Source organism: Microcoleus sp. N9_B4 (assembly GCF_036701635.1).
Classification (GTDB): Bacteria; Cyanobacteriota; Cyanobacteriia; order Cyanobacteriales; family Microcoleaceae; genus Microcoleus.
The window spans coordinates 25,500-50,501 of record NZ_JAUBRC010000006.1; the positions used below are offsets into that span (position 1 = coordinate 25,500).

A 25,002-nucleotide genomic window follows, 5' to 3' on the forward strand; every position below is an offset into this window, starting at 1 on the left:
ATCTAGTGCAAATTAGATTATACCTTCGTATCCATACTTAAAAATCCAATAAATTTTACAGCCAGCGAACAGCGAACAGTTAACAGTTAACGGTTAACTGTTAACTGTTAACCGAATTCACTTAACCGAATTCATTCTGGCTTTCAAGGCATCTCGCGCTTGTTCTCGATCGTCAAAATGGACTTTTTCGGTGCCCAAAATCTGATAATCTTCGTGTCCCTTTCCTGCAATCAGCACGCCATCTCCCGGTTTAGCGTCCATAATAGCAGTGCGAATTGCAGCGGATCGATCGCACATCACGACGGGCTTTACTGCGGCGGGAATTCCTGCTAAAACATCCTCCAAAATGCGATCGGGATTTTCCGTGCGCGGATTGTCGGAAGTAACAACAGCTAAATCGGCTAATTCTGCCACAATTTTACCCATGATCGGGCGCTTAGTGCGATCGCGATCGCCACCGCAGCCAAACACACAAATCATCTGACCCGGAATAAACGGCCGCGACGCCTTCAACAAGTTCTCCAAACTGTCTGGAGTGTGCGCGTAATCCACAATAACGCTAATATCTTGGTCGGAACTAATTTGCACCCGTTCCATCCGTCCCGGAACTCCCGAAAACTGAGATAATTTCTCCACAATTGCGGACAAATCTAAACCCAATTCTAAAACAGCACCGACAGCAGCCAACATATTTGATAAATTGAACTGACCGACTAAAGGCAAAGAAAAAGCAGTTTCACCCTTCGGAGTGTGCAGTATTCCCTTAACTCCATTGGGCTGATACTGCAAATCTGAAGCATACAAATCTGCCGTTTTGTCGCTAGTGCTGTAACTCCAAACTCCGTCAGATTTGAGGGTTTCAAATATCCGCTTCCCGTAGGGGTCGTCAATATTAATTACAGCGCGATTTGCGAGGTAATCCGAACCAAACAAAAGCGATTTTGCCTCAAAATAATCTTCCATATCGCGGTGATAGTCGAGATGGTCTTGAGTCAAATTTGTAAAGACAGCAACTTCAAAACTACAGCCCAAAACTCGCTGCTGTGCTAAAGCGTGGGAACTGACTTCCATCACCCCGTGTTTACATCCGGCTGCGACAGCTTCTGCTAATTGCTTTTGCAGGTCAACTGCAAAAGGTGTGGTGTAAAGTGCAGTTTGTTGGAAGCCAGGCCAGCGAGTGTAAAGCGTGCCAAAAATCGCCGTCGGCAACTGCATTTCATTGAGCAAAAATTCGATTAAATGAGTTGTTGTAGTTTTGCCGTTAGTCCCGGTAACGCCGACAAGTTTTAATTTGCTAGCTGGATTGCCGTAAAAAGCAGTTGCTATTTGACCGCAAACTTGAGCCATATCCGCTGCTGCGATGACGCAGGGAACCTCTTCTAGCCCGTTGCTGGTGGAAGGAACCTCTTCTAGCCCCCCCTTAGCAAGGGGGGGTTGGGGGGGTGTCTTCTCCGCGGCTTGGGTGGAAATTACGGCGGCAATGGCACCAGATTCGATCGCACTTTGCCAAAAATCTCCCCCATCAACCCGAGTTCCCGGCATTCCCAAAAACAAATCTCCCGCCTGACAAGCGTGGGAATTAGTGGATAAACCCTTGACTTCGGCATCGAGGGCGGGATGTTTGGCGTCAAAGGAAATGCTGGGAACTGCTGCTAATAATTCTCTCAATTTCATCTGAAAAACTCCTCACTTGGATGTCTTGAATATGACTGGCGGAACACATTGTTTGAGCCACTATCTACAGGTTTTTGCTGTGCGCGGTGCAAAACCCTAGGTTTTTTTTATGCGCGCTGTAAAAGCTCTCGGCCTAGAGTAAGCTGCACACCGAGCACCCCGAAGTCAGGATTAAAACCTGAGTTTTTGGGTAAATCGTATTATTGTGACGGATCGATTTGCAAATATTTCTGTAACATTTGCTCCAATTGGGCGACACTACAGCGGGGAGAAGGACGGGGTAACAGTTCTTCAGCGGAGAATGCAGCCTCGCCAACAGAATTTGTGGGCTGGGGCTGCACTTTAAACAAAACTGGAACTTCGTACTGATAAGCTTGAAACCACTCATCGCGTTCGGTAATATCTCTGACTTCGAGTTGAAACTTCAGGCTTTCAATCTGTTCGAGTTTTTCTTGCAACCCTTCGCACAAGTGGCAGCCGGGTTTGCTGTACAAAATCAATCGAATCATAACAGTAAAATTAAACTCGATCTTAAATTGTTAAACGTCCGATCGCCAGTTGGCGAACCAAACGCGAGTAAGATGCAACTCACGGCTTTATTGGTCGCAATGCGCGATCGAAGTTATCTTAGCATTGGCAGCGAACAGATTACCGCACTTGACAATCTCTTTCTTCTCTTCCTCTGTGCCCTCTGCGCCTCTGCGGTAAAAAAATAAATCTCTAGCAATCCTTGCAGGAGTCGTAAACTTTTTACCCCACCCCAACCCTCCCCTTATCAAGGGGAGGGAGTAAGAAATTCACAAAGGATTTAGGATTGCTATAGTTCACAAATGAAAGATTTAAAGTTATTAACACCACCTAATTGTTTACTTGAGCTTGACTAATAAATCAATCTTTAGTATAGTATATAAATAGCCCTACATAAAGGAGGCAGTATGGACTGCACCGAATACGCAGAAGCCAAGCGAAAAGCAGCCAAAAAAATTAGCGCCGACATTCGAGAACGCTGGAACAATCGCATCGTCACGCGAGGATTGCACTTGATGGGAGAAGCGGGGGCCGTGCAGTATTTATCTGATTATGGGCGCGGCATCGGTACGGCAAAAGTTATCGGTTTTGCACTCTGCGCCGAGTCGGAAGGATACCCGGAAATGGCTTTTGGCTTTTGGAAAAGAGCATTTGAATTGGAAACCGGAGAAAAGCCGATCGCCCTCAACACTCCAAACAATTCTACCGCCGATTTCGCTCCTGCTAAACAATCAACTTCCGCCCCAAAAATAGAAACTGCCAACAATCCCATTGTTGCCGAATTGCCACCGCACTTACAGCCGGGAAGGATTGTGACAATGCAGCCGGTTGACGCGCCCAGTGAACGTTCTTATTACATCGAAAATCCCGATTATTGGGGACAGCCAAAGCGCGACGGCAATCGAGTAGTTGTCATCGCGACGCCAGATAAAGTATACTACCAATCGCGATCGACTAACCTGCGGCAACAGGCATCGATTGAAATCGATCGCACATTAATCGACACAGCAGCTAAAATTGGCACCTTTGTTTTAGACGGTGAACTGTATTACAAAAGCTGCACGGGCAGCGAACATCGCACGGGGGCGCAAGCTGCTACAGTTAATATTGAAAGCGGTTTTCCGACTACTCAGCCCAGCGCAATTTATGCCATTTTTAAAAGTTTGTTTTTCAAAGGCAATGATTTAACTACCGTGGCAGAATCCGAACGAATTGCAGCGGGAGTTGAAGTTGGCGAAATGCTGACGAATTTATCCCCAGCCTTTGAAGTTCTACCGACATTTCGCACCACCGCCGAAAAGCTAGTCCTGGCAAATCAGCAGGAATCTGAAAATAGAGAAGGTGAAGTTTGGGTGTTGCACAACTGCCAGTATATCGGCGGCAAAGATGTTAAGAAATATCCGATAGTGAGGACTAAATACTGTCAAGAACACGATTTGTTTATTGTGGGTTTGACGGCGACAAAAGTTGCGGGGCGGCCGTTTAGCGCCGTCAAAGTAGCGCAAGAAATTGATGGCAAATTAGTCCCAGTAGGAACCGTGGGAACCGGGTTTAGCGGGGAGGAAATGCAGGAAATTGCCCGACTCTACGAGGCTAACCCCAAAAGTGTCAAAATTAAAGTGCGATCGCAGGGTTTGACGGAAAGCGGCAAACTGTGGCACGCACGATTTCTGGAGTTTTGTTAAATTTGTAGGGAAACGGCACTGCCGTTTCCTTCCCCAAATATGGGATTTCCAACACATAGTATCAGATAAAATCAGCGGATTAAAAATCAATGGTTATCAGCAAAAACAATTTCTACATCTCCCCAGAAGATTACCTAGAAGGGGAACGAGTAAGCCCGATCAAACATGAGTACAGACGCGGACAGGTTTATGCAATGACGGGGGCAAAAAAACCTCACATTATTATTGCTAGCAACTTAGTAAGGCGGCTTGGAAATCATCTTGATGGTACTGACTGCATCGTTCTAACATCAGATATAAAAGTCCGATTGGAAGAGGCAAATTGCTATTACTACCCCGATATAGCAGTTACTTGCGACGAAAGAGAGATAAATTCAACCGAGGATTTCATTCTTCATCCGTCTTTGATTATTGAAGTATTGTCGCCGTCAACGGCAACTTTTGACAGAGGTGATAAATTTGCAGATTACCAAACTTCTCGGAGTTTGCAGGAATACGTGCTCATAACTCAATCAGAAATCAAAATAGAGTGTTTTCGACTCAATGCTGAGGGAAATTGGGTTTCTCAGACTTACCGACAAGGAGATGAGTTAGAGTTAATGAGTATAGATTTTCGCTGCCCGATCGCACAAGTTTATCAAAAAGTCCCCGGAATGGTATTGTGATGTATGAAACAAGATTTTTAGTAGTAATCTCCTCTCGTCTGTACTTTGACAAAAACCTTAAACCTAGTTTTTAGTAAAGACTTTAGTTTTTCTGCCGAAGCTAAAGGAGGGCTGAAGTCATCACTACGAACCGATGACGACTGAAGTCCTCACTACGAACCGAAACGATAGCTAACAAATAGAAAAAACAATGATTAAAATCTTACACCTTTCAGACATTCACATGGGCAGCGGCTTTTCTCACGGCCGGATTAATCCCGAAACTGGTTTAAATACGCGCTTGGAAGACTTCGAGGCGACGCTGAGTAAATGTATGGATAGAGCAATTTCTGAACCCGTAGATTTAGTCATATTCGGGGGTGATGCTTTCCCGGATTCGACGCCTCCACCGTTTGTAAAAGAGGCTTTTGCTTGCCAATTCAGCCGCTTGGTTGACGCGCAAATTCCCACGGTTTTGCTAGTAGGAAATCACGACCAACATTCTCAGGGACAAGGCGGCGCGAGTTTGGGAATTTATCGGACTTTGGGAATACCTAAGTTTATTGTAGGCGATCGCCTGGACACTCACCTGATTCAAACCCGCAGCGGCCCGGTACAGGTGGTAACATTGCCTTGGTTGACTCGATCGACCTTAATGACACGTTCCGAGACTGAAAGCCTGTCTATGGGCGATGTTAACCAATTATTAACCGAAAAACTGACGATCGCAATGGAAGGCGAAATCCGCCGCCTTAACCCCGACATACCAACCGTACTTTTAGCGCACTTAATGGCAGATAAAGCCAGTCTGGGCGCCGAACGTTTTTTAGCAGTTGGCAAAGGTTTTAACATTCCCGTTTCCATGCTAACTCGCCCTTGTTTTGATTATGTTGCTCTCGGCCACGTTCACAAACACCAAAATCTCAATGCTTCCAACAATCCGCCCGTAATCTATCCCGGAAGTATCGAACGAGTTGATTTTAGCGAAGAGAAAGAAGATAAAGGTTTTGTGTTAGTTAATGTGGAACGGGGGAAAGCAGAGTGGGAATTTTGCACATTGCCGGTGCGGGTGTTTCAGACGATTAAAGTGAATGTTTCCGAATCGGAAAATCCGCAAGCTGAGCTGGTGAAAGCTATTGGGAAGAAGGATCTCGCAGACGCGGTTGTGAGATTGATCTACCAATTGCGATCCGAACAATTAGATTTAATTGACAACGCAGAATTGCACGCACTTCTGGGCGAAGCGCACAGCTACACAATCCAGCCGGAATTAGTCAGTCAGTTAGCGAGGCCGCGGTTGCCAGAATTGAATGCTAATAATAGTATAGAACCCTTAGAAGCTTTGAAAACTTATCTGGCAAGTCGCGAAGATTTGAAAGATGTTGCTGAGAGTATGTTAGAAGCGGCACAGGGTTTGTTGGGAGAGAAAGAGGAGGTTTTGGTAGAATTTTAGGTCAACTGTCGCGCATCTAATCACAGGATTATTTTTATTCCAACTCTTGTGGGGTGGGCATCCTGCCCGCCCTAAACATACAATTTAACTCCCAAAAACTTCCCCTATAACCAACCGAGTTCCATTGGCAAAATCCACCCCAGACTGCACCTTTTTCCCCGCCAACTGCACCTCCCGCAATAATAATAAACCATCACCAGTTTGGACGATCGCCCCCAACCCCTTCACAACCTTCACAACTTCCCCATTTGCGCCCGATAACTGATCCAAAACAGGCCATTCGCGTTCCAAAACTCTCAAATCTGCTGGCATTTGCAGCCAATATTCCGGCCCGACGGGCACAGTAGCTATCACCTTCAGAGAATTGCCACGAAAAGTCGTCGTGCAATCCGGGAAAAAGCCCCTAACTTGATTGTGAAGCGCGATCGCACTTTTCGACCAATCCAGCACATAATCCGCACTCTTAATCATCGGCGCATAAGTCGCCTCAGCATCATTTTGAACAACAGCTTCAATTTGGTCGTCCCTCAATTTCACCAAAGTTTCCACCAACAAATCCGCCCCAACCTCCGCCAATCTATCCGCCAAAGAATCAGCATTGTCCAACAGTGAAATACCAGCAAAAGCCTTCAACAGCATCGCCCCAGTATCCATCCCAGCATCCATCAGCATAGTAGTAATTCCTGTTGTCTTTTCCCCGTCAAAAAGACAGCGCTGAATCGGTGCTGCACCGCGATACTTCGGCAAAATTGAACCGTGAACGTTAACGCAAGCCAAACTAGGAATATCCAGAATTTCTTGAGAAAGAATTTGACCGTAGGCCACCACCACAAACACATCCGCCTCCGCTTCCCGCAACTTAGCAAGCGTTTCCGCATCCTTCTTAATTCGGCGCGGCTGCCAAACCGGGAGACTGTGATTTAAAGCCACATCTTTTACAGGTGAAGGCATCAATTGATTCCCTCTTCCCCGACGTTTGTCCGGCTGAGTCACCACACCCACCACCTCAAAGTCTGGGTGACTTAGCAAACTGGATAAAGTAGGAACAGCAAAATCGGGAGTGCCAAAAAATACAATTTTCATAAATTTTTACTTATTTCGTACAGTACAATAATAACAACAAAACTACGCCATTAATTCATCCACCGCCACCCTAAATCCTGCCAAAACAACCTGAGTTATCGCCACCTCACCAGGCTTGAACCAAACCACCTGACTTTGAGTAATTACTAACACCCAACTACTCTTGGGAAACAGCAGCCAAACTTCCAAAGATCCCGATTCTAAATACTCCTGTGCCTTAGCAAAAACATCATCTGCAAAATCGCTAGGCGAAACAATCTCAGCTAGCAGCGGAAAACTCTGGGGCAAAACTGAAAACTCCCCAACTTGCGCCAACAGTTCAGGAGTAATATAAGATACATCGGGGATTCGCCCTTTTTTCATAGTTTGACAAGTGACTTCCACATAAACCTCGCCCCCCTTGGCCGCTTGAGTCCATGTAAATGCCCCAAGATCGTACTAATCTAGCTTGAATCCGGCGAGTCTTTGCAGTCATTCCCGGTTTCCCGACTACTTCTCCATTGACAAATTCTACAGGGTGTTTGACTATAACTTTACCGTCCGCCCACTCCGTCCCGTCAGGAGGATTTTGCATCCATTCTTCCAAAGTTAAATCTAATTGTTTTACACTAGGAATTATCATCGGATTTACAGTTTTTAGTGTTCATCTCAATCTTATCATATCTGTCAGAGCATGGAAAGCCCATCTAATCTCCTGCTGAAACTCAGCCGCAGCTTATTTGCAGACACCGCAGAACAAGAAAAATTCCTTCATGCCGTCAACAATCCTCAACCTTTTAATCCTGCCATCTTGTGGCTGCAACCAAAACCCACAAAAAACCCATTTGCTGTCGAAATTCCAGTTAGTTGGCAACCGCAATTTGTAGATAGACTAGCATTAAAATCCCAGCCCGGAAAACATTTCTTACATCAAGCAGGACATTACTACTGTCTCGAGTTTTCCTCAATCTTCGCCGCCTCCACATTGTTAACAATACCCCAGCAAATCAAACTAATCTTAGATATGTGCGCCGCCCCCGGAGGAAAAAGTATATTTGCCTGGAAAACCTTAAAGCCCGAATTGCTTTTGTGCAACGAAGCCATAGGCAAACGCATGGGAATGCTGATATCTAATTTAAGACGCTGCCAAATTAACCCATCCGCCGCCGCCAACGTCGATTCAAAAATACTTGCCGAAAAGATGCCACAAACGGCTAATTTAGTAATAGTAGATGCTCCCTGTACTGGTCAATCACTCTTAGCAAAAGGAGACAAAGCACCCGGCTGCTTTCATCATGTCACCATCAACAGCAATGCCAACCGCCAAAAAAGAATTTTAGCCAATTCTGCTAAAATTGTAGCGCCCCAAGGTTATCTTGCATACATGACCTGCACTTATTCAACAGCAGAAAATGAACAAGTCAGCGAATGGCTGTTAAGCAAATTCCCCGGATTTAAGCCAGTCACTGTTCCTCATTTAGAAAAATATCGATCGCACCTGACAGAAATTCCTTGCTATCGGATGTGGCCGCAAGATAGACTAGGAGCAGGAGCTTTCACCGTTTTGTTTCAAAACACCTCGGATGGAGAGAGAAATCAGCTACCAGCAGATTTTCTAGATTTAGCTCGTTTTACCAACCTCTAACTATCCGCGTCCATCCCCGTTCATCTGCGGTTAAAAAAGTCTTCTTCCCTGAATCTAACTAAAAAATGATATTATCCAAATTATCCAAAGCAATTAAAAGACAATTCAAACTAGCGATCGGCATTTTAATTACCTTAAATCTGCTAATATTAAGCGGCTGTCAAAACAGCACAACCCCAGCCTCAAAAAACGGCGAACCGATCGAACTCACACTGTGGCACGGCATCAATCCTCCACCAAATCGCGACGTATTTCAAACCCTCACGGACAAATTCAACAAAACCCATCCCAACATCCAGATCAAACCAGTTTACATCGGTCAGCCCGACCAACAACTCCCAAAAATATTAACAGCAATAGTTGGAAATGCACCGCCGGATTTGCTGTGGAATGCTGCCACAATTTCAGGAAAACTAGCAGAACTCAACGCAATTGAACCCTTAGAAAACTGGCTCGACAAATCGCCTCGGAAAGCCGAAATCTACCCGGCACTCTTCGAGTCAATGGAACTTGGCGAACACACTTGGTCAGTTCCCCTAGCGACAAACAACGTCGCCATCTTTTACCGTCCCAGCTTATTTGCAGCAGCAGGAATCAAAGAAGTGCCGCAGAATTGGGCGGAATTAAAGCAAGTAGCCCGATCGCTCACGCGAGACACCAACGGAGACGGTCGCACAGATCAACACGGTATAGTGCTCCCCCTAGGCAAAGGAGAATGGACAGTATTTACCTGGCTGCCATTCATGTTCAGCGCAGGCGGCGAACTCAAAGGCGAAACACCTCAAAGTCCTGTACCCCAAATAGATAATCCCGGTTCTCACGCCGCCTTAGAATTGTGGAGCGACTTGTTAAAAGAAGGTTCAGCAATATTGTCAGCACCCGAACGCGGTTACGAACTCGACAATTTCATCGCCGGGAAAGTCGCCATGCAAATCACCGGGCCGTGGACGCTAGCACAGTTGCAGCAAAGCGCGATCGACTACGGAGCAATGCCTTTACCGATCCTCAAACGCCCCGCTGCCGTAGTAGGGGGTGAAAACCTATTTTTAATGAAAACCTCGCCAGAACGAGAGCGAGCAGCCCTAGTATTTTTAGAATACGTTATAGGTGAAGAATTCCAAACAGCATGGGCATTGGGAACAGGTTATTTACCCATTAACTTAAAATCGAGACAGAGCCAAGCTTATCAAAGTTTTGTGGAAAAAAACCCTGTTTTGCAAGTATTTTTAGAGCAAATGAACTCAGCCAGAGCGCGACCCATTATATCAGGTTACTCCCGCCTATCAGAAAACCTCGGTCGCGCCATAGAGGCAACCCTTCTCGGCCGCAACCCTCAAGACGCCCTTAAAGAATCTCAAGAGCGTTTGACACTAACCTTAGATATTGCAACAGCCAAAGAGAAATAGACAATAAAAAATATTTTTATTAGCTGTAATAGATCCGCTTTCACTGTATTCGAGCGAAAGACTTAAAGCCTCGATTGATTGGTTAAAAAATCTAGTGAAAATCACTACCGCCTGCACTTCTAATCAAAAACCGTGTTCCTTGCCTGAAACTTACCTAAAAGCAGAGATTTTACGTCGCTATTATTGGTATTTTAGGTATTTTAGGTATTTTAGGTATTTTAGGTATTTTAGGTATTTTAGGTATTATTGAGAATGGTGCAAGATGTTAGGGTGAATTGACTTACGATCGCCCGACACAAAAAGACACCCGCTGTCGCTCGGTAATAAATTTTTAAGAAAAACCAAAAATTTACAAACCAATTGCTTAGCCATTAGAGATATATTTACAAAAAAGCGATACTCCCGAAATTCATGGGCAGATTTGCTCGAACAAAAAAACCGAACCCTCAACGGCACCACAAAAAGTTAGCTCAAAAGCTTCTCCCACTACCTACCACCCATGACCTACCATCACCTAATAGAAACATTTTCTCTACCCTGTGCCTGTCCCGTGCCACCTACTGAGACCCCAACAACCGTCCACCTTTTCCCCAAACGACCATGCAGACAAAGTTCCTTAATGCAATCAAAGGACATTCCTGGCGGTACTTCCTCGTAGTAGGCGCGATCGCCCTGGTCTACTATTGGGCGTCGCAATTCGCCATTTCCACCCTCACCCTCAGTTCAGAAATTTACCCGATGTGGCCAGCAGCAGGAATTGCCCAAGTCGCCCTGCTGCTGTTTGGGCGGCAACTGTGGCCGGGAATCGCGATCGGAGGCTTCCTGTTCAGCATGAGCGTACCGTCGGCCAACATCGGCACGGCATTGATCTCGGCAGGCGCCAGAACCCTGCAAGCGTGGACGGGAACTTATCTACTCCAGGGCGTTAACTTTAGCGCCAGGCTCGATCGGCTCAAAGACGTTTTAGGAATAGTCGGACTAGCAGCCTTGGGATCTACCCTAATCAACTCCACCATCGGCAGCATCGTCGTCTGCCTGACCGGTTTATCTAGCTGGAGCGATTTTGGCACGATTTGGGGGACTTGGTGGGTGGGAGACGCGATGGGAATTGTGCTCGTTGCCCCGCTGCTGCTGACGTGGCAACAATTGCCCAAAGTCCCCACCCATCGCACACAGATAGCTGAACGAGCGATTTGGCTGCTACTGCTACTAGCAGTCGGCTGGCTCGTCTTTTGCTCCCGCACCCGCGCCGCCTACGCCCGCTATCCCCTCGAATACTTACCATTTCCCCTAGTAGTTTGGGCTGCCTTTCGATTCGGTCAGCGCTACACAGCCCTCTCCAACCTCATCCTCTGCGGCTTCGCCATCTGGGGTATAGCCCGAGGCAGTGGCCCCTTCCTCAAACACGCCAGCAGTATCCCCCAAGCATTGTTATCCCTGCAAGCCTTCATCGCCGTCATCGCCGTCACCGGCTTAGTTTTAGCTGCCACCGTCGCCGAACGCCACCAAGCAGAAGCCTCCCTGCGCGCCAGCGAAGCCAGCCTCGCTAACGCCCAGCGCATAGCCCAGCTAGGCAACTGGGACTTAGACCGCAACGCCCAGCAATTGCGATGGTCAGAGGAAATTTACCGCATCCTGGGACAGCAACCAGGAACTTTTGAACCCAGCCTGGAAGCCTTCTTGGAATACGTGCACCCGGAAGACCGAGAATTAGTCAAAACCTCGATCGAAGCCGCTTTATTTCAGCAACAGCCTTACAGCATAGACTACAGGCTCATACTCCCCGACGGCAGCAACCGCACAGTCTACGAACAAGCCGATGTCAACTCCCTCTACATCACCAGCACCGTCCAAGACATCACAGATAGAAAGCAAGCCGAAGCCGCCCTGCGTTCTTCAGAAGAAAGATTTTCCAAAGCCTTTCACGCCTCCCCAGTCGGTATCAGCATCTGCACCCTCACAGATGGATGCTTCCTCGATGCCAACGAAAGCTTTTTGCGCTCATTAGGCTGGCTGCGGCACGAATTTATCGGCCGCACTCCCAGCGACTTAGGAATGTTGGTCAATTCAGAAGACGGGGGGCGGCTCGCCCAGATTTTGCAATCACAAAATTCGACCAGCAACCAAGAAATCAAAATTCGCACCAAAGCCGGCGAAGTGCGCGACTGGCTGCTGTCAGTGGAACTGATCGACCTCGGCCACACTCAATGCATTTTAATCATGACCACCGACATCACCGAACGCTTGCGTTCCGAAGAATTCCGCCGCGCCGCATTAGCCGCCGAAGCTGCAAATAGATCCAAAAGCATTTTTCTCGCCAACATGAGTCACGAACTCAGAACCCCCCTCAACGCCATCATCGGCTACAGCGAGATCCTGCAAGAAGACGCCCGAGACCTCGGTGCCGAAGAATTCATTGACGACCTCCAGAGAATTAACACCGCCGGCAAGCACCTACTAGACCTGATTAAAGATATTCTCGACTTGACCAAAATTGAAGCAGGCCGCACCGACTTGCACGTCGAAACCTTCACCATTTCAACTCTGGTTGAGGAAGTAGTTGCCACGATCGCCCCGATGGCAGACAAAAATAGCAATATCCTAGAAATACAATGCCCCGAGGATATTGGCTCGATGCAGACCGACTTGACTAAACTCCGGCAGTCTCTGCTCAACCTCCTCAGCAATGCCGCGAAATTTACTTGCTCCGGCGCGATTACCTTCGCCGTTACCCGATCCGTCGAAATCTCCGCCGACGCTGCAAAGAAAGGCAAAAAACTTGGAGCGTATAGAGGAGGTGGCCAAGCTGAAAATAGCTTGTCTCTCTTATCTCCCGCTCAAGATTGGATCATTTTTACGGTCAAAGATACCGGCATTGGCATGAGTCCCGAACAGTTAGCCAAAATCTTTGAGCCTTTCACCCAAGCCGATTCCTCAACTACTAAGAAGTACGGCGGCACTGGTTTGGGGCTGACGATTACTAAGAAATTCTGCGAAATGATGGGCGGAGACATTACTGCATTCAGCGAGGTAGGCAAAGGTTCTACTTTTACAATTAGGCTACCAATTATTTTCACCGACCTTTCAAGCTCAACCGAAAAGTCTGATAAATAATAATTTATTGACATTTCTTTTCGAGCGTTGCCAGTTTTATTGGTCTCCGCAATTTGCTGATTCTTTCGCTAGCAGGTATCGAGATTTTAAACATATAGCAAAATCATTAAAGCCGTTAGGATATAATTAGCGCAGTTTTAAAAATTGTGGAGAGCAAAGATGCTCAAGAGGCTTTTCGATAAAACCTAGGATTTGCTTGATTCCGTAGCTTTCGGCTAACTGTATAGCTGCGTATATATAATAATATTATTAATTAATAAAGATATACTGTAGAAAGTTGCCTACAAAGCGCCAGAAATTATGCATCCCGACCTCCAGCGCCAACTCGAACAGCTCGGTTTAGCCAGCGAGTCTCCCCCTCCAACTGCCGAGCAGTGGCAGCTATTCTTAGAGCAGGTAAGTTGTAGCTACGACGGAACCCGGAGCCAGCAGGAACCGCTGCTGCAAGCTTGTTTGAGCTCCCAGTCGGTGGCGCAGCAGGATTTTGCCTCCTCGCCCGATGATCGCCCTCAAGACTCTCCAACAGCTTCAGAATTCGATCGACTGCGGGCGAGTGTCAACAGTTGGGGGGCGGGATTGTGTATCCTTGACGCGAAGGGCTGTGTAATTTCGGTGAATCCAGAGGCCGAACGCTTGCTGGGATGGCGAGAGTCGGAACTTGCAGGGGTTTCTCTGCTAGAGCGCATCGGGAAGCAAAACAAAGGCAACAAATCCCAAGTTTTGACGGCTCCGAAACAGTCGCCAAGCAAAACTGAAGATAGGCCGATCGCACCTACACTAGATTTACAAGAGGCGATCGCTTCCGGTCAACCTTGCAACAATTGGGACGACGAGTTTTTGTGTCGCGACGGCAAGATTTTACCAGTTTCCTATTTTTTCCATCCCGCAGTTGAGGGCAGCGAAATATCAGTCTTGGTGTTTTTTGACATTTTTGACATTAGAGAACACAAGCAATCGCTCTCGATACTGCAAGCAGTTCTAAAATCTACAGATGCTGGAATTATGGCGGTTGACAGAAACGGCAATATATGTAATTATAATCAGAATTTTATAGAGATGTGGGGTTTGTCCGCCAGCCAAGGAAAGTTGAGCCGATCGACCATCGGCACACTCAAAAACACGCTCAAAACAGGATTCCCCTTCGCCAGGGAACAATTAAAAGACCCGCAAAGATTTCTCCAAAACGCGATCAAAGAGTCGGCCGATTCAGATACTAAAATCAGCGAATTATTAGAATTTAAAGACGGAAAAATTCTTGAATTAAATTCGTTGCTATCAAAAGTCGGAGCGAAAACAGTCGGTAGAGTCTGGATATTTCGAGACGTTACCGAACTCAAAAAAGTAGAACAATCTTTGCAGTATCGAATAGAATTCGCTCAGTTGATTGCCCGTTTGTCAACCAATTTCATCAGCCAGCCCTTATCAGAAATAGACAAAGGCATCGATCAAACCCTAGAAGCGATCGCCACCTTCACCGGCTTTAACCGCAGTTACATCTACCTGTTATCAGAAGACCAAACCCGCGCTGACAAAACCTACGAGTGGTGCGGCGAAAGCATTCCGCCAGTCAAAGACAGCACCGACAAACCAATAGACATCGCACAAATCCCTTGGATCTCAGAAAAGCTCGATCGCGCCGAATGCCTTTATATTCCAGAAATCGGCGAACTCGCGCCCCCAGCGATCGCCGAAATTGGCTATTTTCTCGGTCAAAATCCAGCCCAATTCCAGATAGATTCCCCATCCCAAACAGTCAATCAAACAGCAACCGCCTCCATACCTTCGAGTGGCGCTTCCCTAAATAATTTAGAATTTAAAAAACAGCTAAAAAATATTCAATCGCTGATAATTATTCCCCTAATTTGTAGTAAAAACCTAGTAGGATTTCTCGGATGCGATGGCTTAAAGCAAACAGCAGGTCAAGCAACCGAAATATCCACAATATCCACACAGCTAAAAATGGTAGGAGAAATGCTCGCCAATGTCCTAGAGCGTAAGCGAGCAGAAGCAGCCTTGAGACAATCCGAAACAAAATACCGCAGCATCTTTGAAAACGCAGTCGAAGGCATATTCCAGACAACGCCGACCGGGCACTACCTCAGCGGCAATCGCGCACTAGCCAGAATTTACGGCTACGAATCCTGTACCCAAATGCTCGCCGAACTCACCGATATCAACCGCCAACTTTACGTAGACCCGAATCGGCGCGCCGAGTTTATGGCCCAATTGCGCGCGCGCCACCAAGTGTCAAAATTTGAATCCCAAATATACCGCCGAGACGGCAGCACAATCTGGATTTCCGAAAACGCCCGCAGCATCTGCGACGAAAACGGCAGCGTTTTGTACTACGAAGGCACAACCCAAGACATCACCGATCGCAAACAGGCAGAATCCGCCATGCAGTTGGCCCTAGAAGCAGCAGAATCAGCCAACCGGGCAAAAAGCACATTTCTCGCCAATATGAGCCACGAACTTCGCACACCCCTCAATGCCATCATCGGCTACAGCGAAATGCTCAAAGAAGAAGCCGAAGAATTGGGCAGTTGCGAATCCGTCCCCGACCTCGAAAAAATCTGCAGCGCCGGCAAACACCTGCTCTCCCTGATTGACGACATCCTAGATATTTCTAAAATTGAAGCAGGCCGAATGGATCTCTACTTAGAAACCTTCGACATTCATACCTTAATTGAAAGTGCTGTTGCCACGGCCAGGCCGCTGGTAGAGAAAAACGGTAATACCCTAGAAGTGTACTGTCCAGACAACCTCGACACCATGCACGCGGACATGACCAAAGTGCGGCAAGTGCTGCTTAATTTGCTCAGCAACGCTGCCAAGTTCACACAAAACGGGACAATTTCGCTCGGAGTGGAAAAAATTAAAAATGAACAATTAAAAATGAAAAATCAAGAGGAATCTTCCCAAATTTTAATTTCCAACTCCGAATTTTTAAGTTTCCGCGTCGCCGACACCGGCATCGGCATGACACAAGAGCAATTGGAGCGAATTTTCCAACCTTTTACCCAAGCTGATGCCTCGACTACCCGCAAGTACGGCGGCACAGGTTTGGGACTCGCTATCAGCCAGCGCTTCTGTCAAATGATGGGCGGCAGCATTGAGGTCAGCAGCACCTTGGGCGCAGGCACCACTTTCACCGTGCTCTTGCCCAAAGCCATCAAACAGCCGGAAATCCCCAACAAAGTCCACGACAGCCCTAGCCCTCCAGACGCCCCCGCTATCGGCACGGTGCTGGTAGTGGACGACGACCCGATCTCGCGGGATTTAATCCAGCGCGCCCTCGCTCGCCAAGGACTGCACATAGAAGTCGCCGGCGGTGGCGAGCAAGCTCTCCGGCTCGCTAAGCAACTACGGCCAGACGCCATTACCCTGGATGTGATTATGCCCGGAATGGACGGCTGGGCGGTACTCTCAGCACTGAAGGCAGATCCTGACCTTGCCGAAATTCCCGTAATCCTGCTATCCTTTGTGGGCAACAAAAGCCTCGGCTTTGCATTGGGTGCCTCGGACTACCTCACCAAACCAGTGGACGGCAAACGGCTGGCTGCCTTGTTGAACAAGTACCGACGTGACCAAAACGGCGTTGTAAGTAACAATTTGACCTGTCAGATTCTCATTGTGGAAGACGACGTTGCCACGCGCAAAATACTGCGACGCATACTAGAAAGACAAGGCTGGGCAGTAACGGAAGCTGACAGCGGACGCGCTGCTCTCGATCGGCTAAAAGTTGCTCGCCCGCACCTGATATTACTGGATTTGACGCTGCCAGAAATGGATGGTTTTGAGTTGATCGGGGAACTTCGCAAATCTTATTCTGGAGATCCAATACCGATTGTTGTGATCACGGGGAAAGACCTGACACCGGCCGAAAGCCAGCAGCTAAACGGCTACGTTGAGCGGGTGCTACAAAAGGGAGTCTACAGTTGCGATAGTTTGTTGCGCGATGTTCGCTCTATAGTCAATGACAGGTTCGATCGCAGGTACGACTCGAAAGGCAAGGAGAACACCAATGGCTAAAATCCTGTTGGTCGAAGATAACGAAATGAATAGGGATATGCTTTCCAGGCGTCTGGCCCGCAAGGGACACGAGGTCTTTATTGCTGTTGACGGTGCTGAGGGGGTGTCGATGGCGCTCGCGAAAGTACCAGATTTGATTCTGATGGATATGAGTCTGCCTGTGCTCGACGGGTGGCAAGCAACGCAGCAAATTAAGGCCGCTCCTGAAACTAGCAGGATTCCGGTGATTGCGCTGACGGCTCACGCAATGGCGGGCGATCGTGAAAAGTGTCTTGCTGCAGGCTGCAATGACTATGACACTAAACCGGTCGAGTTTCCCCGACTTTTGGGTAAAATTGAAACTCTTCTGAAAGAGGCCCTGACATGAAAGGTGACGAGGGCAGCGTGCTGGTTGTTGACGACAATGAGGTAAACCGCGATTTGCTGGCCCGCCGACTTCAGCGTCAAGGCCATGTGGTGACTGTTGCTGAAGATGGTCTCCAAGCTCTGGAAATGTTGCGAAGAGATCCTTTTGATTTGGTTCTCCTAGACATTATGATGCCGCAAATGAACGGCTATCAGGTGCTCGAAAGTCTGAAGGCGGACGAGAATTTGCGCTACATCCCGGTGATTATGATTTCGGCGGTGGACGATATCGACAGTATCGTCCGGTGTATAGAGTTGGGGGCGGAGGATTATCTTTCTAAACCGTTCAATCCGGTATTGCTCAAGGCTCGGATTAGCGCTTGTTTGGAAAAGAAGCGGCTGCGGGATAAGGAACAGGCATATTTACATGAATTGGCGCAGGAAAAGGAAAAGTCCGAGCGTTTGCTGTTAAATATTTTACCGAAGGCGATCGCACAGCGCCTGAAACACGGGGAAATTACGATCGCCGACAGTTTCGCTGAGGTAACAGTGATGTTTGCCGATTTGGTCGGTTTTACCAAGCTTTCGGCTCATTTATCGCCGGCCCAATTGGTGGAGTTGCTCAACGAGATTTTTTCGGCTTTTGACGAGTTGGCCGAGCGCTACGGACTTGAGAAAATTAAGACGATCGGCGATGCTTATATGGTGGTTGGTGGTTTGCCTACGCCCAGCGACGACCACGCCGAGTCGATCGCCGAAATGGCGCTGGAAATTCAAGCAGCAATGACTAAGATGCGTACCAAGGGAGGTCAGCCGCTCAGCATTCGCATCGGCATCCACACAGGCCCGGTAGAAGCTGGGGTAATCGGTACTAAAAAATTTACTTACGATTTGTGGGGAGATACGGTAAATACAGCTTCCCGGATGGAATCTCAAGGCGTCCCCGGCAGCATTCAGGTGACAGTTGCTACCTACGAGCGCTTGCGGGGTAAGTACGTTTTTGAGGAGCGTGGCGTGATTCCAGTGAAGGGGAAAGGCGATATGATGACTTATCTGCTTGTGGCCCGAAACGCTTAATTAATCATTGGGCATTGGGCATTGGGCATCGGTAACTAATATCAACAGTCAACAGTCAACAGTCAACAGTCAACAGTCAACAAATCATCAAATGAGCGTAAATTCTAACCTTTTAATCTACGCCCAATGGGCGGGAATTCTGACAGTAGCTTTAGCTATTCTAACAGTTATAGCATTTATCTTCAAATGGGGTTTTCGCTTCCGATTGGTAGGAGTGACAAGCTTTATGGGCGTGATTGCTGCGAGTATATTCGGTCTTGGTTTGGGACTGTTTTCCCGTACAGAAATTCCTGGTGCAGTGCGCTATTCTTTAGTTTACGATACAGGCGGTGCTCAAACAGTAGTTACTGTGCCACCTACGATCACCGAATCGGAATTAGAAGCAACGATGCAGCAAGCGGCTGCGGATTTGTACTCTCCAGGGCGCTCTGGGCGGGGCAGAGACTACATGACCATCCGGGTTCGTACAGTTGTACATCCTGAACCTGGGCTGTCGCAGCCGCTGTTTTTGGGCGAGGTGAGGCGATCGCTCGCGACTCGTTATGATGACAAAATGGCGATCGAAATCTTCCCCGAAAAAGTTGCTATTCTGAAAAAATATCAAGCTTAAAAGATAGCAATGTCGGACACGGAAATGCCGTTTCCCTACCCCAAAATCATCGATCTACTCGTTCCCACGCAGAGCCTGGGAACGCAGATCATGAGGCTCTGCCTCCAATTTTTATCTCGCGAGGCAGAGCCTCTAGATATGGGTTCCCAGGCTCTGCCTGGGAACCAGTTAGATCGAACCTTGGGATGCAATGTTCAGTCTAGGGAGAATTTAAAATAAATGATTGCAACCAAACAAAAATTAAAATTTAACGAATTTATTGCTATTTGCCCGGAAGATGGTGTTTATGAATTGGTGAACGGAGAAATTGTCAAAATGGCAAGTACCAGAAATCACGATGATGTTGCTGAATTTGCAGACAGACCGTTTTATCGAGAGTGCGATCGGCTGAAACTCAACTATGTAGTAAAGCGAGGTATCACAATCAAAACTACCACAAAAGAAGGTACAGAACAAGGACGAGTTCCTGATGTCAGTGTTATCGATCGCACTTTGTGGCGCGATGAACGCAAATCCTATACCGCACTCGAATCGCCGATTCAGTTAGCTGTGGAGGTAGTATCAACTAATTGGGAAGATGATTATGTTGATAAGCTAGATGAATACGAACGATTGGGGATTGCTGAATACTGGATTATTGATTATTTGGCGATTGGAAAAAGAGAGTATTTGGGAAATCCGAAAATTCCGACGGTATTTGTGTTTTCGCTAAATGCTCAAGGGAAATATCAGCGTACTCAGTTTAGAGATAACGAACAAATTGTTTCGCCTACTTTTCCAGAATTAGTGCTGACTGCCGCTCGGGTATTATTAGCTTAGTGGTAGGGTGTGTTGCCATGAAAAATTCTTAACTAAATTTCGACAATCTTATAGCGACGCACCTGATAAAATAGTGATTGTAAGGTGCGTCATGGCCGAAGATTTTAACCACTTACTCAAGGATTTATCCCTGATGCACCCTACGGCTATACTTGGAAAAATAAGAGTTTGATGAAGAGGAATAAATGATGAATATAGAAAACAAACAAACTTTAAATTCCCAACAAAAACAGGAATTGGTGATAATTCAAATTTTGATTAATCTAGAGGGACAAACGCCTGAACAAAAAGCCGAATTGTTTTTTTTACAAGGTGTATTGTATGAATCTGATCGAGAATATACAGAGGCGATAGCCTCCTACGACAAAGCCTTAGAAATCAAACCAGATTATCACGAATCCTGGAACTATCGGGGCGTTGCACTGGTTAATTTAGGCAGATGGTCAGAAGCGATAGCCGACTACGACAAAGCCTTAGAAATCAAACCAAATTATCACGAAGCCTGGCACAATCGGGGCAATGCACTGGTTAATTTAGGCAGATGGTCAGAAGCGATCGCCGACTACGACAAAGCCTTAGAAATCAAACCAGATAAACACGAATCCTGGTACAATCGGGGCATTGCACTGGATGATTTAGGCAGATTTGAAGAGGAGATAGCCGACTACGACAAAGCCTTAGAAATCAAACCAAATTATCACGAAACCTGGAACAATCGGGGTAATGCACTGGTTAATTTAGGCAGATGGTCAGAAGCGATAGCCGACTACGACAAAGCCTTAGAAATCAAACCAGATTATCACGAAGCCTGGAACAATCGGGGCGTTGCACTGGGTTATTTAGGCAGGCTTGAAGAGGCGATCGCCGACTACGACAAAGCCTTAGAATTCAAACCAGATTATCACGAAGCCTGGAACAATCGGGGCGTTGGACTGGATTATTTAGGCAGAGTGGAAGAGGCGATAGCCGACTACGACAAAGCCTTAGAAATCAAACCAGATTATCACGAAGCCTGGAACAATCTGGGCAAGGCACTGGCTCAATTAGGCTTGTTTGAAAAGGCGATCGCCTCCTACGACAAAGCCTTAGAATTAAAACCAGATGATGACGCAACATTTTATAATAAAGCTTGCTGCTATGCGTTACAGAGTCAGATTGACCAAGCGATTCAGAATTTGCAGCAAGCCATCAATCTGAATCCTGACAAATACCGAGAAATGGCAAAAACTGACTCTGATTTTGACAGCATTCGATCGCACCCTCAATTTCAAGCCTTGATTCAAGGATAGATAGTTTGATAGAATAATTAAGAGTGAGGTAAAAGATGACTAAACTAAATGTAACTGTAACTAATGACAGATTTCCCGAACTCATCGCCCGCGTTGAGGATACTCGAGAACGAATCATTATAGAACAGGAAGGAAGAGCGATCGCTGCTATCATTACTTATGCCGATCTGAAGCGACTAGAAGCACTAGAAGCCGCCCTAATTAACAAAGCAAAACTCGAAGAATATGAATGGCTAAAAGCTGCGATCGCAAATCCAGCCTTTGATTCTCTGAGAGACTCAGCAGAAGATATCTACACTTTAGCTGATGGCGTGCCATTCCACGACCCTGAATGGATTAAAACAGTAGCAATCGAGCCTGATTTTGGTTCGATCCTAGACCCAGAAGAAGACATTTATACTATAGCTGACGGTAAACCATATCTACCTTAAATATCCCTCTTATTTATTAGTCTGCAAAGGCGGACTTCGCTTGACAAGACGCGGTTTAAACCGCCGATCGCTCAAAAGGGTTACGTGAAAATGATATCTTGGGTGAGGTTTGTCACACCTCAGTACGATCGCCCTTTCCTCTTTTCTACGCAGTCCTATAAAAAAATTAGTATTAATCTATACTTCCAAATCCCAGCTCTAGCATTACAATGAAAAAAATTGAAAAACTCCCCAAATTCCTGTAAAATTGCCATAAATAGCCAAATAGTCGCGCTCAAAAGCACTCAAACGCGAAAAAGATCGCATATAAAAAAGAAAAGAATCAATTAGACAGAAAATAAAGAGGTGAAACCCCTTGCAAAAATTAGCCAGCATAGAAAAGCCGATCGACTCAGGGGAAAAATCCATAGCAGTCAACACCCAAAAGGCTCAAACCTTGTACGAACGCGGCAACGCCCTAGAAGCAATGGGACGATTCCAAGCTGCGATCGAATCTTGGGAAGAAGCGATCGAACTCGAACCAACCTTTTATCAAGCGCGGTACAACCAAGGCGTAGCCCTCCGAAAATTGGGGCAGCTAGAAGCAGCGATCGCAGCCTACAACCAATCCCTAAAAATCCAACCAAACAATCCCGAAGCGTGGTATAATCGGGCCAACGTTTTGCGGAAGCTCAACAGACTCTCAGAAGCGATCGCATCCTACGAAAAGGCGATCGAAGTCAAGCCCAGCTACCCCGAAGCTTGGACGAACCGCGGCAACACCCTCGTCAGCTTAGAAAAATTATCAGAAGCGATCGCCTCCTACGAGAAAGCTATAGCCATCAAACCAGACTACTGCGAAGCTTGGTACAACAAAGCATTGGCCCTGAGAAAATCCGACCAAAATACAGCGGCGATCGCCTCCTACGACAAAGCGATCGAACTCAAACCAAATTTGCAGCAAGCCTGGTACAACCGCGGCTTAGCCCTAGCCGATGAAAAACTCTACCCGGAAGCCGTCGCCTCCTACGACAAAATCCTGCAACTGCGGCCGAATTCCGCCGAAGCCTGGAACAAACGCGGCACGGCGATCGCACAAATGGGACAATTTGAAGAAGCGATCGCCTCCTGGGACAAAGCCATCGCACTCAACCCAAACGACAGCGAAACCTTTTACAACCGTGGCTTAGCCTTCGCCAACTTACAACGCTTTGAAGAAGCAATAGCCTCTTGGGACAAAACCCTAGAGTTGCAGCCAGACAACAGCGAAGCCTGGTACAACCGCGCCATCGCCCTCAAAAAAATTCAACGATTTACCGAAGCGATCGCCTCCTACGATAAAATCATCGCACTCACACCCGACGATCCAAACCTGTACTATCAAAAAGCTTGCGTTTATGCCCTGGAAAAAGCAGCAGGCGAGCTCACAAACAGTCAGGAACTTGTAGCTACCAGCATCCGGCTGGCGATCGAAAACCTATCCAAGGCGATCGAACTCAATCCGCAGAAATACCGGAAATTGTGCAAAAATGACTCTAAATTGCGTACAATACGGGAAGAAGTGCGGTTTTTAGCTTGATTTCAGGGTAGCAATGATTGATGGATACCGATGCCGCACTGCAACCTTTGTAGGCAAAACAGCACCATAAACCCCAATCATGCAAACCCTAGACAAAACTCAAGCAAAATTCGCTCAACTGGCAGCCCACCTCAGAGAAGTTAACGACATCGAATCAGCCTCGTCGCTGCTGCATTGGGATCAATCAACTTATATGCCCCCCAAAGGTGCAAGTGCCAGAGGCCGCCAGTTGGCTACTCTCAAACAAATATCCCACGAAAAATTTACAGATCCAAAAATAGGTGAACTCCTAGAAGACTTGCGTTTCTACGAACAAACCCTCCCCTACGACTCCACCGCAGCCAGCCTGATCCGCATCGCCCGCAGAGACTACGATCGCGCCTCCAGAGTCCCCGCAACCTTCATGTCCGCACTCTGCCGCCACCAAGCCGACAGCTACGAAGCTTGGGCCGCGGCCAGGGCAGCCAACAACTTCGCAGCCGTTGAGCCGTATCTCGAAAAAACCCTAGAATTAAGCAGGCAATACGCCGACTTTTTCCCCGGCTACGAACACATCGCCGATCCTTTGATCGATCGCAGCGACTACGGTATGAAAGTATCCCTGCTGCGCCCGCTTTTCGCCAAACTGCGTCAAGAATTAGTGCCGATAGTCGAAGCCATCACCTCCCAACCTCCCGCCGACGACTCCTGCTTGCATCAACACTTTCCCGAATCCCAACAACTAGAATTCACCCGCACAGTCGTAGAACGTATGGGGTACGACTTCCTGCGGGGACGGCAAGACACCACCCTGCACCCGTTCATGACCAACTTCTCCATAGACGACGTGCGAATAACCACTCGCGTCTACGAAGACCACCTGGATCAAGCACTCTTCAGCAGCATCCACGAAGCCGGACACGCCCTCTACGAACTCGGAAATTCCCCGGAATTTGAAGGTACGCTTCTCGCAGGCGGCATTTCCTCCGGCGTGCACGAAAGTCAGTCGCGACTTTGGGAAAATTTGGTCGGGCGCAGCCGCGGTTTTTGGGAATGTTTCTACCCGCAACTCCAAGGCGTATTTTTGCGACAGTTGGGACACGTATCCACTGACGCATTTTACCGGGCAATTAACAAAGTCTCGCGATCGCTCATCCGCACCGACGCCGACGAAGTAACCTACAACCTCCACGTCGCCATCCGCTTTGACCTAGAATTGGCAATGGTAGAAGGAAAACTAGCAGTCCGAGACCTCCCCGAAGCCTGGAACGAACGCTATAAAACCGACCTCGGCGTTGTCCCCGCTACCGACAGCGAAGGCGCGATGCAAGATGTTCACTGGTATGTTGGTACGATCGGCGGAATGTTCCAAGGTTACACCCTCGGCAACTTGATGAGCGCCCAATTCTACGAAACAGCAGTAAAAATCAATCCTGAAATTCCCGTAGAAATAGAACAGGGCAATTTTACCGTACTCCACGACTGGCTAAAACAAAACATCTACCAGCACGGCCGCAAATACACCGCTGTCGAATTGATCGATCGCGTTACCGGTTCACCTTTAACTATCGATCCCTTTATCCGTTACATTCGCCACAAATACGGGGAGTTTTATGTCATTTGAGGGATAGCAAGTTCAGATTGCAGACTT

Annotated in this window: 20 protein-coding genes; 15 read left to right on the top strand and 5 right to left on the bottom strand. The window is 47.4% G+C overall.

What is annotated here, in order from left to right; translation table 11 throughout:
• Nucleotides 1-117 precede the first annotated feature (117 nt).
• Entirely contained in the window at nucleotides 118-1,674 is a 1,557-nt protein-coding gene (locus tag QUA43_RS05610; protein WP_333371749.1) for a UDP-N-acetylmuramoyl-L-alanyl-D-glutamate--2,6-diaminopimelate ligase, read from the bottom strand.
• A 200-nt stretch (nucleotides 1,675-1,874) separates the two neighbouring features.
• Nucleotides 1,875-2,180, bottom strand: coding sequence for a glutaredoxin family protein (locus tag QUA43_RS05615; protein WP_333372020.1), 306 nt, complete (start codon nucleotides 2,178-2,180; stop codon nucleotides 1,875-1,877).
• Between the two features lie 429 nt (nucleotides 2,181-2,609).
• On the opposite strand from QUA43_RS05615, the gene QUA43_RS05620 reads away from it, so the two are divergent.
• From QUA43_RS05620 to QUA43_RS05630, 3 genes are all read left to right on the top strand, one after another.
• Nucleotides 2,610-3,887, top strand: coding sequence for an ATP-dependent DNA ligase (locus tag QUA43_RS05620; protein ID WP_333371751.1), 1,278 nt, complete (start codon nucleotides 2,610-2,612; stop codon nucleotides 3,885-3,887).
• An 89-nt stretch (nucleotides 3,888-3,976) separates the two neighbouring features.
• Nucleotides 3,977-4,552 (top strand): Uma2 family endonuclease, encoded by a 576-nt coding sequence (locus tag QUA43_RS05625; protein ID WP_333371752.1) that lies wholly within the window; start codon nucleotides 3,977-3,979, stop codon nucleotides 4,550-4,552.
• Nucleotides 4,553-4,742: 190 nt separating this feature from the next.
• On the top strand, nucleotides 4,743-5,984 hold the full coding sequence (locus QUA43_RS05630) for an exonuclease SbcCD subunit D (RefSeq protein WP_333371754.1): 1,242 nt from the start codon (nucleotides 4,743-4,745) through the stop codon (nucleotides 5,982-5,984).
• A gap of 84 nt (nucleotides 5,985-6,068) precedes the next feature.
• On the opposite strand, the gene fmt is transcribed toward QUA43_RS05630, so the two are convergent.
• Genes fmt through QUA43_RS05645 form a run of 3 tightly spaced genes read right to left on the bottom strand, consistent with a single transcriptional unit; the run spans nucleotide 6,069 to nucleotide 7,689 of the window.
• Nucleotides 6,069-7,067 carry a methionyl-tRNA formyltransferase gene (gene fmt / locus QUA43_RS05635; RefSeq protein ID WP_333371756.1) on the bottom strand — a complete coding sequence of 333 codons (999 nt, stop codon included), beginning with the start codon at nucleotides 7,065-7,067 and terminating at the stop codon, nucleotides 6,069-6,071.
• A 42-nt stretch (nucleotides 7,068-7,109) separates the two neighbouring features.
• On the bottom strand, nucleotides 7,110-7,430 hold the full coding sequence (locus QUA43_RS05640) for a Uma2 family endonuclease (RefSeq protein WP_333371758.1): 321 nt from the start codon (nucleotides 7,428-7,430) through the stop codon (nucleotides 7,110-7,112).
• Nucleotides 7,387-7,689, bottom strand: coding sequence for a hypothetical protein (locus QUA43_RS05645; RefSeq protein ID WP_333371760.1), 303 nt, complete (start codon nucleotides 7,687-7,689; stop codon nucleotides 7,387-7,389). Before QUA43_RS05645 ends, QUA43_RS05640 begins: the two co-directional genes overlap by 44 nt.
• Before the next feature lie 51 nt (nucleotides 7,690-7,740).
• Here QUA43_RS05645 and QUA43_RS05650 point away from each other — a divergent pair, with 51 nt between their 5' ends.
• The 12 genes from QUA43_RS05650 (at nucleotide 7,741) to QUA43_RS05705 (ending at nucleotide 24,975) form a co-directional block, all read left to right on the top strand.
• On the top strand, nucleotides 7,741-8,691 hold the full coding sequence (locus QUA43_RS05650) for an RsmB/NOP family class I SAM-dependent RNA methyltransferase (RefSeq protein WP_333371761.1): 951 nt from the start codon (nucleotides 7,741-7,743) through the stop codon (nucleotides 8,689-8,691).
• A gap of 65 nt (nucleotides 8,692-8,756) precedes the next feature.
• Nucleotides 8,757-10,097 carry an ABC transporter substrate-binding protein gene (locus QUA43_RS05655; protein WP_333371763.1) on the top strand — a complete coding sequence of 447 codons (1,341 nt, stop codon included), beginning with the start codon at nucleotides 8,757-8,759 and terminating at the stop codon, nucleotides 10,095-10,097.
• A 600-nt stretch (nucleotides 10,098-10,697) separates the two neighbouring features.
• The gene (locus tag QUA43_RS05660; protein ID WP_333371765.1) at nucleotides 10,698-13,211 is read left to right on the top strand and encodes an MASE1 domain-containing protein; all 2,514 of its coding nucleotides are present in this window, start codon (nucleotides 10,698-10,700) and stop codon (nucleotides 13,209-13,211) included.
• A gap of 300 nt (nucleotides 13,212-13,511) precedes the next feature.
• A complete protein-coding gene (locus tag QUA43_RS05665; RefSeq protein WP_333371767.1) occupies nucleotides 13,512-17,243 on the top strand; it encodes a response regulator in 3,732 nt (1,243 codons plus the stop codon).
• The gene (locus tag QUA43_RS05670; protein ID WP_015177895.1) at nucleotides 17,236-17,610 is read left to right on the top strand and encodes a response regulator; all 375 of its coding nucleotides are present in this window, start codon (nucleotides 17,236-17,238) and stop codon (nucleotides 17,608-17,610) included. Before QUA43_RS05665 ends, QUA43_RS05670 begins: the two co-directional genes overlap by 8 nt.
• Nucleotides 17,607-18,665: an adenylate/guanylate cyclase domain-containing protein gene (locus QUA43_RS05675; RefSeq protein WP_015177894.1), complete on the top strand. Its 1,059-nt coding sequence runs from the start codon at nucleotides 17,607-17,609 to the stop codon at nucleotides 18,663-18,665. Before QUA43_RS05670 ends, QUA43_RS05675 begins: the two co-directional genes overlap by 4 nt.
• Nucleotides 18,666-18,756: 91 nt before the next feature.
• Nucleotides 18,757-19,275 (top strand): Ycf51 family protein, encoded by a 519-nt coding sequence (locus QUA43_RS05680; RefSeq protein ID WP_333371769.1) that lies wholly within the window; start codon nucleotides 18,757-18,759, stop codon nucleotides 19,273-19,275.
• Nucleotides 19,276-19,494: 219 nt separating this feature from the next.
• Nucleotides 19,495-20,094, top strand: coding sequence for a Uma2 family endonuclease (locus QUA43_RS05685; RefSeq protein WP_333371771.1), 600 nt, complete (start codon nucleotides 19,495-19,497; stop codon nucleotides 20,092-20,094).
• 185 nt (nucleotides 20,095-20,279) lie between these two features.
• Nucleotides 20,280-21,383, top strand: coding sequence for a tetratricopeptide repeat protein (locus tag QUA43_RS05690; protein WP_333371773.1), 1,104 nt, complete (start codon nucleotides 20,280-20,282; stop codon nucleotides 21,381-21,383).
• Between the two features lie 35 nt (nucleotides 21,384-21,418).
• Nucleotides 21,419-21,814, top strand: a complete 396-nt coding sequence (locus tag QUA43_RS05695; RefSeq protein WP_333371775.1) for a type II toxin-antitoxin system Phd/YefM family antitoxin — start codon at nucleotides 21,419-21,421, stop codon at nucleotides 21,812-21,814.
• A gap of 355 nt (nucleotides 21,815-22,169) precedes the next feature.
• A complete protein-coding gene (locus QUA43_RS05700) occupies nucleotides 22,170-23,372 on the top strand; it encodes a tetratricopeptide repeat protein (protein ID WP_333371777.1) in 1,203 nt (400 codons plus the stop codon).
• A gap of 79 nt (nucleotides 23,373-23,451) precedes the next feature.
• Nucleotides 23,452-24,975 (top strand): carboxypeptidase M32, encoded by a 1,524-nt coding sequence (locus QUA43_RS05705; RefSeq protein ID WP_333371778.1) that lies wholly within the window; start codon nucleotides 23,452-23,454, stop codon nucleotides 24,973-24,975.
• The last annotated feature ends 27 nt before the right edge of the window (nucleotides 24,976-25,002 follow it).